The organism is Alkaliphilus serpentinus (genome assembly GCF_009017255.1).
Lineage (GTDB): Bacteria > Bacillota > Clostridia > Peptostreptococcales > Natronincolaceae > Alkaliphilus_D > Alkaliphilus_D serpentinus.
In genome coordinates this window covers 42,123-57,963 of sequence record NZ_WBZB01000044.1, presented here as the reverse complement: position 1 = coordinate 57,963, position 15,841 = coordinate 42,123, and the positions used below count along the sequence as shown (strand labels likewise).

The 15,841-nt window shown below is 33.8% G+C and carries 20 protein-coding genes and 1 pseudogene; 1 reads left to right on the top strand and 20 read right to left on the bottom strand.

The genetic code is table 11. The annotated features are described in order from the left end of the window. Positions 1-13 precede the first annotated feature (13 nt). A pseudogene (locus tag F8153_RS12615) lies at positions 14-391 on the bottom strand (manganese catalase family protein); the annotation flags it as partial. A gap of 520 nt (positions 392-911) precedes the next feature. Beyond that, positions 912-1,403, bottom strand: a complete 492-nt coding sequence (locus F8153_RS12610) for an immunoglobulin-like domain-containing protein (RefSeq protein ID WP_151866715.1) — start codon at positions 1,401-1,403, stop codon at positions 912-914. 437 nt (positions 1,404-1,840) lie between these two features. Here F8153_RS12610 and F8153_RS16210 point away from each other — a divergent pair, with 437 nt between their 5' ends. Further along, a complete protein-coding gene (locus F8153_RS16210; protein WP_192929806.1) occupies positions 1,841-1,990 on the top strand; it encodes a hypothetical protein in 150 nt (49 codons plus the stop codon). Between the two features lie 366 nt (positions 1,991-2,356). Here the strand turns inward: F8153_RS16210 and F8153_RS16205 are convergent, their stop codons facing one another. From F8153_RS16205 to F8153_RS12525, 18 genes are all read right to left on the bottom strand, one after another. After that, positions 2,357-2,509, bottom strand: a complete 153-nt coding sequence (locus F8153_RS16205; RefSeq protein ID WP_192929805.1) for a hypothetical protein — start codon at positions 2,507-2,509, stop codon at positions 2,357-2,359. Between the two features lie 11 nt (positions 2,510-2,520). Next, positions 2,521-3,093 carry a manganese catalase family protein gene (locus F8153_RS12605; RefSeq protein ID WP_151866714.1) on the bottom strand — a complete coding sequence of 191 codons (573 nt, stop codon included), beginning with the start codon at positions 3,091-3,093 and terminating at the stop codon, positions 2,521-2,523. 20 nt (positions 3,094-3,113) lie between these two features. Further along, positions 3,114-3,371, bottom strand: coding sequence for a spore coat protein CotJB (locus F8153_RS12600; RefSeq protein ID WP_151866713.1), 258 nt, complete (start codon positions 3,369-3,371; stop codon positions 3,114-3,116). After that, positions 3,371-3,592, bottom strand: coding sequence for a spore coat associated protein CotJA (locus F8153_RS12595; protein ID WP_151866712.1), 222 nt, complete (start codon positions 3,590-3,592; stop codon positions 3,371-3,373). Before F8153_RS12595 ends, F8153_RS12600 begins: the two co-directional genes overlap by 1 nt. A gap of 168 nt (positions 3,593-3,760) precedes the next feature. After that, positions 3,761-4,984, bottom strand: coding sequence for a peptidase T (gene pepT, locus F8153_RS12590; RefSeq protein ID WP_151866711.1), 1,224 nt, complete (start codon positions 4,982-4,984; stop codon positions 3,761-3,763). 126 nt (positions 4,985-5,110) lie between these two features. Then, positions 5,111-5,401, bottom strand: coding sequence for a hypothetical protein (locus F8153_RS12585; RefSeq protein ID WP_243136972.1), 291 nt, complete (start codon positions 5,399-5,401; stop codon positions 5,111-5,113). A 76-nt stretch (positions 5,402-5,477) separates the two neighbouring features. Next, complete coding sequence (locus F8153_RS12580; RefSeq protein WP_151866710.1) at positions 5,478-5,822, bottom strand: cupin domain-containing protein; 345 nt, start codon at positions 5,820-5,822, stop codon at positions 5,478-5,480. A 96-nt stretch (positions 5,823-5,918) separates the two neighbouring features. Next, entirely contained in the window at positions 5,919-7,529 is a 1,611-nt protein-coding gene (locus tag F8153_RS12575) for a PAS domain-containing sensor histidine kinase (protein ID WP_151866709.1), read from the bottom strand. 186 nt (positions 7,530-7,715) lie between these two features. Continuing rightward, a complete protein-coding gene (locus F8153_RS12570; protein ID WP_151866708.1) occupies positions 7,716-8,786 on the bottom strand; it encodes an ATPase in 1,071 nt (356 codons plus the stop codon). Positions 8,787-8,898: 112 nt separating this feature from the next. After that, positions 8,899-9,618 carry an amino acid ABC transporter ATP-binding protein gene (locus tag F8153_RS12565; RefSeq protein WP_151866707.1) on the bottom strand — a complete coding sequence of 240 codons (720 nt, stop codon included), beginning with the start codon at positions 9,616-9,618 and terminating at the stop codon, positions 8,899-8,901. Next, the gene (locus F8153_RS12560; protein ID WP_151866706.1) at positions 9,606-10,271 is read right to left on the bottom strand and encodes an amino acid ABC transporter permease; all 666 of its coding nucleotides are present in this window, start codon (positions 10,269-10,271) and stop codon (positions 9,606-9,608) included. Before F8153_RS12560 ends, F8153_RS12565 begins: the two co-directional genes overlap by 13 nt. After that, complete coding sequence (locus F8153_RS12555) at positions 10,272-11,090, bottom strand: transporter substrate-binding domain-containing protein (RefSeq protein WP_243136971.1); 819 nt, start codon at positions 11,088-11,090, stop codon at positions 10,272-10,274. 157 nt (positions 11,091-11,247) lie between these two features. After that, positions 11,248-11,823, bottom strand: a complete 576-nt coding sequence (locus F8153_RS12550; protein WP_151866704.1) for a CD3072 family TudS-related putative desulfidase — start codon at positions 11,821-11,823, stop codon at positions 11,248-11,250. Between the two features lie 35 nt (positions 11,824-11,858). Further along, positions 11,859-12,374, bottom strand: a complete 516-nt coding sequence (locus F8153_RS12545; RefSeq protein WP_151866703.1) for an immunoglobulin-like domain-containing protein — start codon at positions 12,372-12,374, stop codon at positions 11,859-11,861. 168 nt (positions 12,375-12,542) lie between these two features. After that, positions 12,543-12,968, bottom strand: coding sequence for a hypothetical protein (locus F8153_RS12540; protein WP_151866702.1), 426 nt, complete (start codon positions 12,966-12,968; stop codon positions 12,543-12,545). Positions 12,969-13,083: 115 nt separating this feature from the next. After that, positions 13,084-13,410 (bottom strand): DUF3784 domain-containing protein, encoded by a 327-nt coding sequence (locus tag F8153_RS12535; protein WP_151866701.1) that lies wholly within the window; start codon positions 13,408-13,410, stop codon positions 13,084-13,086. Positions 13,411-13,718: 308 nt separating this feature from the next. After that, positions 13,719-14,000 (bottom strand): hypothetical protein, encoded by a 282-nt coding sequence (locus F8153_RS12530; RefSeq protein ID WP_151866700.1) that lies wholly within the window; start codon positions 13,998-14,000, stop codon positions 13,719-13,721. Positions 14,001-14,329: 329 nt separating this feature from the next. After that, complete coding sequence (locus tag F8153_RS12525; protein ID WP_151866699.1) at positions 14,330-15,751, bottom strand: FMN-binding protein; 1,422 nt, start codon at positions 15,749-15,751, stop codon at positions 14,330-14,332. Positions 15,752-15,841: the final 90 nt, after the last annotated feature.

Here is a 15,841-nt window from a genome sequence, read left to right as displayed (position 1 = left end):
TTCCATTATTAAGCTAATATACTTTCTTCGCTTGTTGATACTCCTGTACAATCCTTAAGGCCTCCCCAAATCTTTGGAAATGTACTACTTCCCTTTCCCTTAAGAATCTTAAGGCATCCTTTGCACCAGGGTCTTCTGCTAGATTAAGTAAATGCTCGTAGGTTGCTCTTGCCTTCTGCTCTGCTGCCATATCTTCATGGAGGTCAGCAACAGGGTCTGCATGGGCTTGAATATAGGTAGCAGTCCAGGGTACTCCATTGGGATCAGCTGGGAATAAGGCTCCATTCCTAATAGCATAGAAGGTCCCTAATCCAGCGGCCTCTAATTGCTCAACTGTAGCCCCCTCTGTTAGTTGATATATCATGGTTGTGATAATTTCAACATGGGCTAGTTCCTCTGTACCATGGAGTTATAGGTAATATTTCAGGAACTTCTACGGGTTGGTAATGCTGGGGTTTTGGACTTGACAGTACCATTTATCATTGTGCACTCCATGAAAACCTTTGCCCTTTTTTAATTAACATTGAATACCACCTAGAATGTAATTCTCACAAACAACGTACCTATGCCCTTGTTTGTACATGATTTCCCATTAATCAGTTTCCATAGAGCTCAAATCCACTCTTTTCTTTAATGTCTTGGTTTATATCAATGAATTTGATATAATACTCTTCATCTTCAAATGTATTGGCGATTAATTCCTCTTTTCATTATATTAAAAATCCCTGTTTTACTCTTTTTTCATGCTTGCTTAGCATATTGTACCGCCTCAGCTATGTTGTAACATTTTTTAGCTATCAGACAAGTCCCTGCCCCCTTGTCTGTTATTAACCCGAAAGGAAGTATTTTTAGCTCAGTGGTTCTGGAAAAACAGCCCCTTTTTCAATGGTGACAAAGCGTCCTCTTTCACCCTATTGATCAATCGTAAAATTCGCACTTATTGGGTACAGATTTTTGTAATATTCTTGTGGGGATACTTCATAAATAATTCGATACTCACCGGCAAAAACAGATACCCATGTACTCATTCGTATACTATCTTCTATCGAACTCGAGGGCGATAAGTAATTTAAAATGCTGGTGAAGCCAATTTTTCCAGAATACGGTATCTCGTACCACTCATCATTATGATTTTTTTCAAGTATTATTTCTTCTCCATAGTAAATAGTATAGCTTGTATTGTTTTGCAATGTCCATTTTATCGCATTAGCATCGTTATCGTATTCAATGTGAATAACAGAAACTCCCTCAAGAGTGTTCAATTGTTCTGGCAAAAATCTAGTTGGTTGCAAGCCATTTGTAGAATCATTGATATTATCCGCCTCCTTCATGTCTTTTAAAATAACGGTTCCCAATACAATGATTATCGCAAAAATAAGAGTTAAACTAATGACTTTTTTCATTGTCGCCTCCGTTCCACCGCTCATGCGATATAAATACGCACCAATATATGTCCTTCACAACATGATATTTCATCTTTCTTATACAGTAATCACATAAAGATATTTTCAAAACAAAGAGATCCTACTTGGTTTTTCAAAAAAAAAGATTTAAATATTTATATGCAGATTTTTATGGATTAGGCTAGTTATTATCTGATTATATTCATATTCTCAAATCCAATAAATTACTTTATTTCTATTATATACATTATATGTGTCTCTTTAGTAAATTACAATAGTAAATTGAACTCCAATCTCAAGATAAAAAAAAATGGGAATAAGTTCTGTGATAGCAAAGAAAACAGGATTAATTATCCTGTTTTCTAGCTACTCGATTATTGTCGAGAGCCTTCAAGGCATAAAAGCTTATATTAGAACTTTGTGCTTGATAATAGTCAATGATAGGACGGAAAGCCCTTGTATCCGGTAGCTATAAGTGGAAAGTGTACAGTCATAGAAAAGCTATTACTCTTCCTGATTCTTTTGAATACATAGTTAAAGCTTTTGTAGCCATACTTGATTTATCAGAAGAGCAAAACAAAACATAGAATCTATTATCCGAATCTTTGCTAGATTTATCTATGATCAAGGCGTATCAGATTTATCTGAAGTCACGCCTGTCAAGATTAGAGAATTTATGTTGCATATTTCTTCTGATATATCTAAAAGCATGGAGGACGTTGTAGTTAAATTTAGGAAATTTCTTCGGTATCTTAATGAACAGATACATTTTCATTCTGGAGTGATACAGCCTAGCTGGACACATATAAATGTCCTTTAATCCTGTTTTCATAAAATTGCTAATTATATTGAAGGTTTCTGCTTTAACCATCAGTTTAATTCATATAATTGTAATAGATGCATTTTATACCATTAATTTTTGACAGATAGCTACAGAAAGCTCTAAAAACACTTTAAACAAATATTACCACTCTAACCATTTGCTTTAGACATTGAGCCTCTGTGGCTATGGTGCTCAATCTCTTGAAGGCCATCTTATAAAGAGATTGTTTAATTTTTATCAATTCTATCCCTTCTACATGGGCTAATAGATTTACGTCCATCACATCAATATGAGCTAATATACCTTCTTCGCTTGTTGATACTCCTGTACAATCCTTAAGGCCTCCCCAAACCTTTGGAAATGCACTACTTCCCTCTCCCTTAAAAATCTTAAGGCATCCTTTGCACCAGGGTCTTCTGCTAGATTAAGTAAATGCTCGTAGGTTGCTCTTGCCTTCTGCTCTGCTGCCATATCTTCATGGAGGTCAGCAACAGGGTCTGCATGGGCTTGAATATAGGCAGCAGTCCAGGGTACTCCATTGGGATCAGCTGGGAATAAGGCTCCATTCCTAATAGCATAGAAGGTCCCTAATCCTGCGGCCTCTAATTGCTCAACTGTAGCCCCCTCTGTTAGTTGATATATCATGGTTGTGATAATTTCAACATGGGCTAGTTCCTCTGTACCTATATCTGTTAGTAAAGCCTTTGCTTCATTTGTAGGAATGGTATATCTTTGATTTAAATATCGAATGGCTGCCGATAGCTCTCCATCAGGTCCACCATATTGTGTAAATAAGTATCTAGCCAGCTTTAAGTCGCAAGATACAATCTTCACTGGGTATTGTAGTTTTTTTTCATATATCCACATTTAATATTTCCTCCCTCTCCTTAATACTGTCTTTCCCAAGGCCATGGACCCTCTATCCATCTCCAAGGATATTGGCTTGGTGAAAAGCCAAAGTTTAGTAAGGGCCCATACTGCATTTCAAATTGTTGCTTAAGCATCATAAGCTCCCTAGAGTAGTGGTTAAACTCCATTAGAGCCCTCTGATCTTGAGGGTGAGTATCTAAAAATAGCTGCAATTCCACAGCTGCAAACTCAACCTCTTGAATTTTCTTTAATAAATGAACTCTTTCATGACCCATTACATACACCCCCTCTTATCCTTTTCAACATATGGCTGATACAAGTCTGGAAAATAGGTCCCTTTATCTAGAGCTTCTGCTAAGGGAAAGGTTTGATTGTAGTATTGATATGGAACATATGCATTAGACAGCATAACACAGACAGGCATAAAGGGTATAGGGTATATACCATGCATATAGCCCATGGCAGGCATATAATTCGGATGTTGATATTGATTCATTATATTTCCTCCTTTTAATTGCTTTATGAAAATGTCTTGGGTAATACATATTATTCCTTTGTTAAAAAAATGGTGTTTCAATTAATCAACTATAAGACATAAAAAAGCCCAGCATTAGAAGGAATTAAACTTCCTCATAATACTAGGCTTCAACAAATCAAAATAAATTTAAACAGCTAGGTCTTGAATGATTTTAAGTATTACATCCACTGCTTTTTTTAGAGAGTTTACTGGTATGTACTCATATTTACCATGATAATTATGTCCTCCAGCAAATATATTAGGACAGGGCAAACCCATATAAGACAATCTAGCTCCATCTGTTCCTCCCCGCACTGGCTTAATGATTGGCTTAATTCCAAGATCCTCCATAGCCTTCTTTGCCTTTAATATAATATCCATCACAGGCTCAATTTTTTCCTTCATATTGTAATAAGCGTCCTTTAAGTCCATGTGGATAGTATCATGGCCGTACTTGGAATTTAAAAATGCAACTGCTTCTATAATTGTTTTCTTCTTCTTTTGGAATAAGTCTTTATGATGGTCCCGGATAATATATTCTAAATAAGTTTCCTCCACATCTCCTTTTATATCATTGAGATGGAAGAAGCCTTCATAGCCTTCAGTATGTTCAGGTCTTTCATTCACCGGAAGCATTCCGTTTAATTCCATAGCTATGAGTATGGAGTTTTTCATTTTATTTTTCGCCGTTCCTGGGTGTACATTTCTACCCTGAATTTTAATTTTTGCACTTGCTGCATTAAAGTTTTCGTATTCTAATTCTCCTACAGGGCCTCCATCCATGGTATAAGCATAATCAGCACCAAAGGTCTTTACATCAAACAAGTTTGCCCCTCTACCGATCTCTTCATCTGGTGTAAAGGCAATTTTTATGGTTCCATGCTTAATATGGGGATTATTTATTAGATACTCAACAGCAGTAATGATTTCGGCTATTCCTGCCTTATTGTCTACTCCCAGCAAAGTGGTACCATCGGTTGTTATTAGGGTTTCACCAACATAATTTAATAAATCTGGAAAATCCTTAGGTGAAAGGACTACATTTTTTTCAGCGCTTAATACAATATCCTTGCCGTCATAATTTTCTACTATTTGAGGTTTTACATTTAAGCCAGACATATCAGGACTGGTATCCATATGAGCAATAAATCCGATGGTGGGAATATTTTCATCTATATTGGAGGGTAGTGTTGCCATTACATAGCCATTCTCATCAATGTTTGCATCTGTAAGGCCTATTTCAAGGAGCTCCTTTACCAGCTCTTCTCCCAAGGCATATTGCCCCTTAGTGCTTGGACAAACCTCAGAATTAGGATCAGATTTTGTATCAAATTTTGCATACCTAATAAACCTCTCTACAACCCTTTCCATTATTTCATCTCCTTTGTAAAGTTTTCTAACTACTATCATTATAATACAAAATAAATAGGTTATCAAAAATTATTTAGATATTCTAAAATTTTAAAGGGCGACCTATAAGTCGCCCATAAACATCATTTACTCTGGTAAAATTTCTATACTGCCCCCTGCTTTTTCTATTGTTTGAATTAAGTTATCCAAACTGAAGGCCTTTGTAGAGTTTCCCCCTAAAAGAGGTATTCTAATTATTAAGCATATACCACTGGGAGAAGCTATTTCTATCAGATTCAGTAGGTTGATTACTGCCCCTGCTGGAATATTTATTCGAAGTATGGTGCCTGGTAGCTGTGGACAATTGCTAATTGGTTTGTGACACCCCTCTGCATTAACTGATGCAGCTTGACTCTTAGTTTTTGGTACAAATTGCATTTGTGTTCCTCCTTCCTATTTGCATTACATATTATGCATAGGAAGGCTATGGTGTCCCATGTTTAATTAGTTTAAATTAATTTGGCTTTACCACCACTAGGAACATCTTAAATTTTTCTATAGCATCAAGGCCATGGGGAATGTTGGCTGGCATTACCACAACATCACCTTCAGTTGCAATAATTTTTTCTTCACCTATTGTAATTTCAGCCTTACCATCTAGAACGTGAACCAGTGCATCTCCAGGGGATGAGTGGGTGCTAATGGCCTCTCCCTTGTCAAAGGCAAATAGAGTTATACTGAGGTCATCCCTCTGGGATATTGTTCTGCTAACAACTTGTCCTTCATGATAGTCGATTAGATCCACCATCTTTGTTGCCTGAGATAAAGGCATATTCTTAATTAACTGATTTCTACTCATAAATAAATACCTCCTATTAATTTGTTGTTATTATTATTTTAGTCTATATTTATGATGTAATCTGTGATTAAAATCAATATTATATGAAAAACATCCCTAAATGACCTTATTATGATAGTAAATATCCGAAAATTCTATACTAATTTTTTCAACGGGGCCATTATGATAATCTGGAGCTACTTCAGTAGCAAGTTTATTGGCTGCCACTGTAAAAACCGGTAGTTCGATTATAAACTCACTACCCTTATTTAGCTGACTTTCCACATGGATTTTACCATTATGCATTTCTACTAATGATTTTACCAGGGATAGACCTATTCCGCTGCCAATATTATCTTTAATAAAGGACTTATCCACTTGTATAAAACGTTCAAAAATAATATTTGTTTTATCAGGCGGTATACCTATTCCCGTATCCTTTACTAGAATTTTAAGATTACCACCCTTTTCCTTAATATGAACTGAAATTTCGCCACCAGCTTTCGTGAATTTTATAGCGTTTGATAATAAATTAAGGATAATTCTTTCTATTTTATCTGGATCGCAGGCTGTGACTTTAGAATCTATATCTGTTTCAAAAGTAAATTTTATTCCCTTAGCTTCTATATAATCTTTTACGGAAAGGGCAATCACTTCAACGATTTTAATGATATTATGATTTTCTAAATTAATTTGATAATAGCCTCTATCTATTTTAGTAATATCTATTATATTATTGACCAACCGGAGTAATCGATAGCAGTTTTGTTGCATTATATTAATTTTCTGTCTCATTCTATTCTCTAGGGAGCTGGCACTAGCATCCTTTAAATACAAATTCATAAGTTGCAATGTGCCCAATATAACATTTAAGGGTGTTTTGAACTCATGGGATATATTAGAGAAGAAATCTGTTTTCATACGATCATATTCTAAGATTTTTTCAACAGAGTGATCCTCAATGGAGAAATCTGTATATTTATAACCCTTATGCTTGGTAATGTCAAATACAATGGACAAAATGATATTCCGATTATCTCTTGTAAAGGGGAAACTATGAACCTCAAGCTCCAGCATTCTATTATCAGTAGTAATTCCCCTAATAACATAGCTTTGAACAAGCTCTACTCCCTCGGTAATAGAATTGAGTTTACTTTTAATTTCGGACTTATCGCTAGGATGGGTTATATCAAGAATAGATATATCCATTAATTTAGAGCTTTCTATATTTAAAAGATTTGCTATGGTTTTATTTGCAAGCATTATTCTCTCTTTATTATGAACGATCATACCTTGTGGGAATGAATCTATCAGCAATTGATAACTGGCTCTATCCTTCTTGAAGATTTCATCCTCAGTCCTGTTATCCTTCACTATAACAGTCATAAAGTCCTCATCACAAAGAACTGAATAATTGAAGCTACCAGACTTTAATTCCCTATCTGAGCAATTACCCCTTAGCCTTTGATTATATGCCTCATTAAAACAGCTTACCCAGTTGATTTTTATATCAAGGAAGTCCATCCCATTTCTTATACTTCTTCCTATTATAGCCTCCCTTGTTAAACCTGATGCTACTATAAAGGATTGATTTACTTCCTCGACTAAGTAATCCACTGTATTGCCCTGAGAATCATGAATTACCCTAAATATAACTACTTTATCTGTTATACTATTAATCAATGCACAATAGTTATAATTTCCAAGTATATATGAATTGACATTCATAAAATCTCCCCTTATTGAGAAATATCTAAAAGATGTAAATATTTTTGCATTTCAAATCCATATACCTTATTCCATATTTTTCTTCTAATTCCTTTTTATTTTTTTTATATATTTAGAATCTCCCTTAAAAAATTCTTCAAAAACAGCAAAACAGCCTAATTAAGCTGTTTTTGCTAAATAAAATTATTATTTATTTAAAATCTTTTCTATTAAGGAATCTCGCAATTTATCCACCTTACTAAAATTTATATTTGGAATATAGTAGGTCTCTATAATATCATGATCTCCTTTTGCCCTTTTTAAATCTTTAAAAACAATAGCCATTAGTTTGTTATAGTATTCTTCACTTTCCTTCATTAAATCATTGTATTTATTGAATACCTTTGAATCTAGATATTTCTTACTATCTAGAACAGTTTTGCCTCCCACATCTGGCAATGTGGTTATGGATACATCAAGCTCGGGCGCTACAATAGTTTCTAGTCTTTCTGGTTCAAGAGGATGATGGTAATTAATCATATCATATCCCTTTTCAACCAAGTATTTTTTTGCATATTCTAAGATATAGGATCCTATATGAATACTTTCACTATTTATATGAAACTTATGCTTTATCGGTGATAAATAGGTTTCTCCATAATGTATATGTCCTTTATGGGTATAGGCACTTCCAAATAAATGTCTTTGATAGGATTCCTTATCCATATCCTTAATGTCTAACAAACCAATTAAGGGAGCAAATTTCTTTTTGATTGCGTTATAATCTACAGCTTCATTATAAATCCATTCTATATCATCGTGAACAAGCTTAGCTGCTGCTAGGTACTTATATACCCTTTTGTATATTTTACTGTAATCCTCCATTGCTTTAATAACTGCAGCTTTATTTTCCTTCATAGCAGCCTCATTCCAAAAATCCCCTAGGTTGATGATCTCATCCACTGCTCCCGGAAATTTGGGGTCGATAACATGGGGTGAGGTACCATCAATCATGGCAATTTTAAGCTGCGGAAAAACCACCGCATCAATACTATCGGGATCAGCTGAACAATGATGAAATTCAGTATCGTAGCCCTCTTCCACCAACCGATTGCCTATGGTCTTCATTAGCTGAGACTTTCCTACACCGGGACCTCCCTTTATTATGTATACATGATTTGCCTTTTTAAGGTCTATTACATGGTGGTAATAGGAATAGAAGCCGGAAGGGGTATTGCCTCCTGGAAATAGCCTATAGATATGTCCTTTTTTACTCATAATTTAACCCTCCTATATTTGTAGTATACATACTATTCTATGCAGGAGGGTGGATAAAAGTACTGAATATATAGTTAATCTCACTATTTTTAGCCAAGCCTTAAAGTCTTAATTAATAGTATACTTTTTCTAGAAATTGCTTTATTCTATTATCAGTATTGTTAATTAATTCATCTGGTGTACCATCAAAATATATATGACCATTTTCTAAAAAAATTACCCTGGAAGAAAAGTTCTTAACCATATTGATTTGATGGGTAACAAGCAAAATAGTCAAATCACTTCTTGCAATAGATTTCATTGTATCAAAAACCTCATATGCTAATTCTGGGTCTAATGAGGAGGTTGGTTCATCAAATAGTATTATTTCTGGATTCATTGATAAAGCCCTAGCAATGGCTACTCTCTGTTTTTGACCACCCGATAAACTCGATGGATATTCATTTGCTTTATCCAACAGTTTCACTTTTTCTAATAAATCAACAGCTAATTTCTTCGCTTCTTTATCGCTCATTCCTCTTACGATTTTGCACGGATTAATAAGATTATCTATTACCTTATAGTGGGGAAAGAGGTTGAAATGTTGAAAAACCATTGCAATCTTTCTGCTAATTTTATTACCATTATTAATGTTTTCTCCATTTATGATTATTTCCCCTTCATCTAATCTTTCCAAAGCATTCATGCATCGAATTAGCGTACTTTTTCCCGAGCCACTGGGACCAATAACAGACACTATTTCACCCTTCTTTATGCTAGTTGTGATTCCTTTTAACACATGATTTTTTCCATAAGACTTTTGTAAGTTTTTAATCTCTATTAACGGGTCCATAGGCTTATTCTCCTCTCTATTACCTTCGATAATAACGAAACAGAATATGTCATTATAAAATATACTGTGCCCAATGTAATATAAATTTCAAAAGGACTTAAGGTTCTAGCATAAATTTGGTTACCAATTCTAGTTAACTCGGCTATTGTCAATACAGAAGCAAGGGAAGTTTCTTTTATCATTGTGGAAAAATAGTTCATAATGGTGGGTAACATAACACGAAAGGCTTGAGGGAAGATAATATGCAGAAAAGCTTGTGTTTTGCTATATCCCAAGCTATATGCAGCTTCATACTGCCCTATTTCTATAGAATTAACTGATCCTCTGACAACTTCTGACATGTAGGCACCACTATTTAAGGATAAACCTATTACAGCAGCAGTAAATGGCTTAAAAAGTATACCAAATCTAGGTAAACCATAATAAATAAAAAATAATTGTATTAATAATGGAGTTCCCCTAAATATTTCAACATATACTGCAAATAATACTTTTAGTAATCTCGGTAATTTTAATGTTCTTAGGGTCCCTACTATGATAGCTATACAAAGTGCTATCCCAAAGGATAGCACTCCTAGTTTTATTGTTATTTTAGCTGAATTAATTAATTGCGGTATGTATGGAATAAGAAACTTAAAATCAAGAGCATTCATCTACTCTAACCCCAACCATTTTTTATGTATAGTATCATAGGCTCCATTTTGTTTTACTGTATTTATAGCTTCATTTATTTTATCTGTTAAATCATCAGCACCTTTGTTAATTACAACAACAATATCAACAGATCTTACAGGATCATTTATTATTTTTAATTCAGTATTATCTTTTGCTTTCGTGGCAGCATATGCGTAACCAACAACTACAGCGTCTACTCTCCCATTTATTAAATCAATTAGAGCCTCTTGATTTCGATTATACTTGGTAATATCCTTCACAATAATATCCATATCTTTTAAACTATCAACTGCTACTTCGCTTGTAGTGTTAGCTTGAACTCCAATAATCTTATCAGTAAGATCTTCTTTAGATTTAATAGACTCTTCATCAGATCTTACCACAATAATTTCACTTAACTCATAATATGGTATACTCATATTAACGTTTTCGGAAGCAGCGATTGCTTCCTCTGGAGACATACAAGAAATGATGATATCATGGTCACCTTTTTGTAAGCCAGCTACTAAGCCTTCCCATGCTGTGTCTTTAATAGTAACTTTAACACCTAGGGCATCTCCTAATGCCTTTGCATAATCAGAGTCGAAGCCTTCTATTTCACCGTTAGGGTTTCTCGATGAGAATGGTGGATATTCTGGACAATTACCTACTACCAATTCTCCTTTATCCTGAACTTTAGTCCAAGAGGTATCATTATTGGTATTTTCAGTGTTTTTTTCATTTGTGCTTTGGCTAGAACAAGCAACTAGGCTACTAAGCATCAATAAAGCTAATAATATTGATAATATTTTTTTCATGTTAACTCCTCCTTCTGTCATCTTATTAAGATTACTCACTTATATAAGTTTACTTAAGGAGAAAGTTTCAGTCAAATTGATATTTTCTATACAAAATGTTACTTGTATAGGTAAAATCTTGTTATGTATAAACTAGTTAGATTATTGATATAGAACATTATGGATTAGTAATTATCTGCGATTCAAACTTGCATATTATCTCATCAATCGAAGCGTCTGTGTTGGTTTCGCTTATTTCAAATATGGGTATTTCTAAATTATACTTATTTAATAATAATATTAATTCCTCAATGAATACACCTTGTCCATCAATTGATTTAAGTGATTCAATCTTCCTCCATGTATCTTCTTTATCTAAAAACTCGCCAAACCAATCAACCCCACTACATGTTCTGGAAACTCCACAGCTTGGACTGCCATTAACACCAACAATCCCTATTATGTTATAACCGTTATTCTTATAGTCATCTAGTTGCCAAATCAACCCTTTGAGCATTTTCCTACAGTTTTTTCGATAAAATTGAGTATTAAGCTGTTCTTTTACCAGTCCCCACCTTCTTGTTCCATAAACCTGCATCTCTGGACATGGTAGCTGTATCATTGCTATGTCATTTTTTATAAAATATTCAACTAATTTAGTCATTATAGCTTTATAGCTGCTTAAACCATATACTTTTGCATTCGTATTTAATATGCAGTGTGCTAATACAACAATCCGCTTACTTCTTAGCATATGCTCCCTCCATTAAGTCATTTTTCATTTTTCGGCTAATCTATTGTAAACTCTGCTGCCATATAATATTTATCATAATCCCCTGTACCTCTAATATCTAGAATATCTTTTATTATACGATATTCACCAGTATTTAAGCTTCCATAGAGCCAGTCCCAATTGACTTTCCATTCTCCACTGTCCCCAGAAACCAACTCATATCCTATATCATGAAATCCATATTCCCCTTCTATAGCTACAGGAACCTGATACCACTTTTCATTGATTTTCTTTTCCAACAAGAAATAATCACCATAAGTACACCGATTGTCAGAATTATTCTCAAATATTACAGTCAATCCAGTAGGCAACACTGTTTCTTCCTTTACAATCATAGTAACACCAACAAAATCGTTAACATTTTCATATGTTGTAAACTCCCAGTCTATATCATCATGTTGGACGGTGTTTCCTGTTCCTTCGTCTGAATTGCGGTTATTATAACCTCTGCACCCAAACAAGAGCGTCATAGTTATAACCATACAAACTAGTAAATATAATTTCCTTTTCATGAGAGTACCTCCTTTACTTGTTAGACTCCAAATATCTAAAATATGTTCTCAAATTGTAAAAATGAACTTTGTTCGCATAACAAATCTATCAGACTTATAAAGAAAATAAATTAATCTAAGAATTTAAGGCTCTCTGATTATATTTTCAAACAGCTGATAATCAAACTCTCATTTTGTGTGTCTAAGCATTACAATACAAACCAAAGACATCACTAAAGATATAGATGCAACTATAATGGAAGATGTTAAAAAACTTGTGACAAAAAAATGGATTCCATACCATTGACCTAAGAGTAATATCGCAAGAGGTATTGCCCAATCTGCTGAAGCACCTGTAATATTAACATATGCTGTAACCATAGCGATAAGTGAAGTTACAATCCATAATACTGAAAAGCATTTTATGACCCTATGATTTTTGTTTTGTATGCTAATTACTAAAATAAGAATCCAAATGATTATATATGCCAATGTAACAATCAGATTCTTTATAGTTGCAGTACTTCCCATTAAGAACTCTTGAAAATTAAAAATCATGCCAATAATAACAGTCAAAATAGACATAACCATTATCATTGTTGTCTTATTCCTCATTATGAACCCCCTCCCACAAAATACTTTCACTTCGCATTTTACATATGATGTATTATAATTAAAAACTAAATTATACTCATTTATTCTTATTTACAAAGATATATTGAAAAAAGCTCTATTTCTTTTTAGTTTCGATTAATATACTGGATACAATGGCATAAAATATCGTCACAGCAATTACTGCTAACACTACGTAAAGAATCCATCGGATATCCAAAAGCACTTCAATAGCAATTAATAAAAACATGATACTAATCAAGAAAAATACTATTGCTGATTGCCGATAATGTGGCTTTTTATCCATACTGTTCCGTTCTTTTTTTGTTGCATAGATATAGGCATTATTAATCAAAAATCCTTTTTCTTTAAATGAGTAAAAACTTAAAACAAGCGCTCCAATTGATACTACGAAAAGAATTACCGTAACAGTTACTTCTTTCATTTTAACATCACACCTCCACCACATTCCTATTTATATTTTTGTGTTTACATTTCATAGTAAACATCTATAATTATTCTCTATACTCCAAATAAAACCCTTTAAACTTTACAAAATTATAATGTAGCAACTTCCGGAAATTGTAGCCTTTAGCATATATGTGTTGACACTAAGAACCATTATTAGTATACAATTTATTATGACTGAATATATAAAGGATAGTGGGGTGATATCCCACTATCCTTGAAAATAAGCTAGTATTTGTACTCACTAATATAGTTACTATGTTTGTTACCAACATATTGCCTATTTTATTTATCTAATATGCTTTTTATATGTTTTCTAAAGGCGTCGATAGTTACTTCACTTTCTCCTTCTATATATCCTTCTGGAACATCAAAGAAGCTAATATCAATATTGTCTCTTTTAAATAATCCCATCAGTTCCTCCATAAAAATTCCCTTTTTTCCCAAGGTATCACAGGATGGGCTTTCTTGTATCCCTATCAAACCAAGAATCTGATAGTTATTATTTATATACTCTCTCATTTGATTGGCAACTGTCTCTGCCGATCTTATAGGCAGTGTCACCACCCTCCATAAACCTCAACTCTAAATCTTTCTGTATGATCAAATGATACATAGTATAAATTATGGTGGTAATAGGAATAGAAGCACATTTTATGCTGGAGGTAATTTAAATGTACTTCATTCATGTATATACATAATATTGTAACAAAGATTTTAGGAGAACGATGAACCCAACTATTAATCTAATAACAACATTACTTTTAACTCTCTTGTTTTATTCAATCAGCATAAAAAAGACGTCAACCATAATAAGTGATTGACGGCATATTATTTACTTATTTTATTCTACAATCTACTAGCCTGGGCATACTCAATGAAATTTCAATGCATTTTTATTTTGAATAACTATATACTCCTCTATTTAGAGCATCTCGAGTAGCTGAAATAATCTTTCCACTTCTAATGGTAGCTCCTGTAAATGTATCTACTTGATTTGTTACTATCTCTCCAGGCTTATAAAGATTCATTAAACTCTCTTGAATATCTTTTCCGATTAAATAATTAGCTAGTTGGTCATATTGTTCTCTCAAGCCTACAATTGTTTGGTTTTCCTTCTCGTTTATATAGTTTATTCCCTTATACTCTAGGTGTTTCAAGCTAAATGATGTAACGATATTGTTTTCTAATTTAAACTCCACACCTACTTGTCGATAACCTCCATCTACATAAGCTCCTCTGTAGATTCCATCTTCATAGTTCTTCACTATCTCTAGACCTGATTGCCCATTAGCTTCGGGCTTGTAAAGTCCTCTATTTAGAGCATCTCGGGTGGCAGAGATTACTTTTCCACCTCTAAGTGTAGCTCCTGTAAAAGTATCTACTGTATTTGTTACTATAATACCTGGCTTATAGAGATCTGCTAGACTCCCACGTATATCTTTGCCTATTAGGTAATTGGCTAGCTCATCATATTGTGCTTTAAGACCTATAATTGTTTGATCTTCTTTTTCTTTTAAATAATCTTTACCTTTGTACTCTAGGTGCTTAAAGCTAAATGCGGTAACAATGTTACTTTCTAATTTAAACTCCACACCTACCTGTTGATACCCTCCATCTATGTAAGTACCTCTATAGGTTCCATCTCCATAGCTCTCAAGCAGAGGTTGGTTTAAATTTTCAGTAGCTGATGGCTTATAAACTCCTCTATTTAAAGCGTCTCTTGTGGCAGAGATTACTTTTCCACCTCTAAGTGTAGCTCCTGTAAAAGTATCTACTGTATTTGTTACAATAATACCTGGCTTATAGAGATCCGCTAGACTCCCACGTATATCTTTGCCTATAAGGTAATTGGCTAGCTCATCATATTGTGCTTTAAGATCTATAATTGTTTGATCTTCTTCTTCTTTTAAATAATCTTTACCTTTGTACTCTAGGTGCTTAAAGCTAAATGCGGTAACAATGTTACTTTCTAATTTAAACTCCACACCTACTTGCATCATAGGACTATCTACATAGGCTCCCCTATAGGTTCCGTCTTGATAGCTGATTTCTTTTAACTTTTCATTAATTAGAACTGCTTTGTTTTTGCCATCCCATATTACTTCCTTTCCAAGATTCTCTGAGATAAATCTAATAGGTACGTATGTAGTTCCTTGGTGGATAAATACCCCTTGATTACCCATAGGTGATTTTTGCACTCCATCAAAGTAAAACTGTACTGCTTGAAAAGCTACTTCAAATTTTCCTCCTGAAGCATAAGCTACCCCACTCATTAAGCTTGCTCCAATTAATAACCCTGCAATGAATCTTTTCATTTTTTTCCTCCTTAAGTGATATTACGATTTGTAAACTTAGACCTACATTAGATTTCTTGTGTTTTTGATTATGTAGTTCATGTGATAACG

Coding starts and splice junctions, on each gene's coding strand:
- F8153_RS12585 (WP_243136972.1), bottom strand. CDS start 5,401: ATGCAATTTGTACCAAAAACTAAGAGTCAAGCTGCATCAGTTAATGCA.
- F8153_RS16210 (WP_192929806.1), top strand. CDS start 1,841: ATGATAGGACGGAAAGCCCTTGTATCCGGTAGCTATAAGTGGAAAGTG.
- F8153_RS12600 (WP_151866713.1), bottom strand. CDS start 3,371: ATGGGTCATGAAAGAGTTCATTTATTAAAGAAAATTCAAGAGGTTGAG.
- F8153_RS12555 (WP_243136971.1), bottom strand. CDS start 11,090: ATGAAAAAAATATTATCAATATTATTAGCTTTATTGATGCTTAGTAGC.
- F8153_RS12570 (WP_151866708.1), bottom strand. CDS start 8,786: ATGAGTAAAAAAGGACATATCTATAGGCTATTTCCAGGAGGCAATACC.
- pepT (WP_151866711.1), bottom strand. CDS start 4,984: ATGGAAAGGGTTGTAGAGAGGTTTATTAGGTATGCAAAATTTGATACA.
- F8153_RS12595 (WP_151866712.1), bottom strand. CDS start 3,592: ATGAATCAATATCAACATCCGAATTATATGCCTGCCATGGGCTATATG.
- F8153_RS12610 (WP_151866715.1), bottom strand. CDS start 1,403: ATGAAAAAAGTCATTAGTTTAACTCTTATTTTTGCGATAATCATTGTA.
- F8153_RS12545 (WP_151866703.1), bottom strand. CDS start 12,374: ATGAAAAGGAAATTATATTTACTAGTTTGTATGGTTATAACTATGACG.
- F8153_RS12560 (WP_151866706.1), bottom strand. CDS start 10,271: ATGAATGCTCTTGATTTTAAGTTTCTTATTCCATACATACCGCAATTA.
- F8153_RS12580 (WP_151866710.1), bottom strand. CDS start 5,822: ATGAGTAGAAATCAGTTAATTAAGAATATGCCTTTATCTCAGGCAACA.
- F8153_RS12605 (WP_151866714.1), bottom strand. CDS start 3,093: ATGTGGATATATGAAAAAAAACTACAATACCCAGTGAAGATTGTATCT.
- F8153_RS12565 (WP_151866707.1), bottom strand. CDS start 9,618: ATGGACCCGTTAATAGAGATTAAAAACTTACAAAAGTCTTATGGAAAA.
- F8153_RS12525 (WP_151866699.1), bottom strand. CDS start 15,751: ATGAAAAGATTCATTGCAGGGTTATTAATTGGAGCAAGCTTAATGAGT.
- F8153_RS12540 (WP_151866702.1), bottom strand. CDS start 12,968: ATGAGGAATAAGACAACAATGATAATGGTTATGTCTATTTTGACTGTT.
- F8153_RS12550 (WP_151866704.1), bottom strand. CDS start 11,823: ATGCTAAGAAGTAAGCGGATTGTTGTATTAGCACACTGCATATTAAAT.
- F8153_RS12535 (WP_151866701.1), bottom strand. CDS start 13,410: ATGAAAGAAGTAACTGTTACGGTAATTCTTTTCGTAGTATCAATTGGA.
- F8153_RS12575 (WP_151866709.1), bottom strand. CDS start 7,529: ATGAATGTCAATTCATATATACTTGGAAATTATAACTATTGTGCATTG.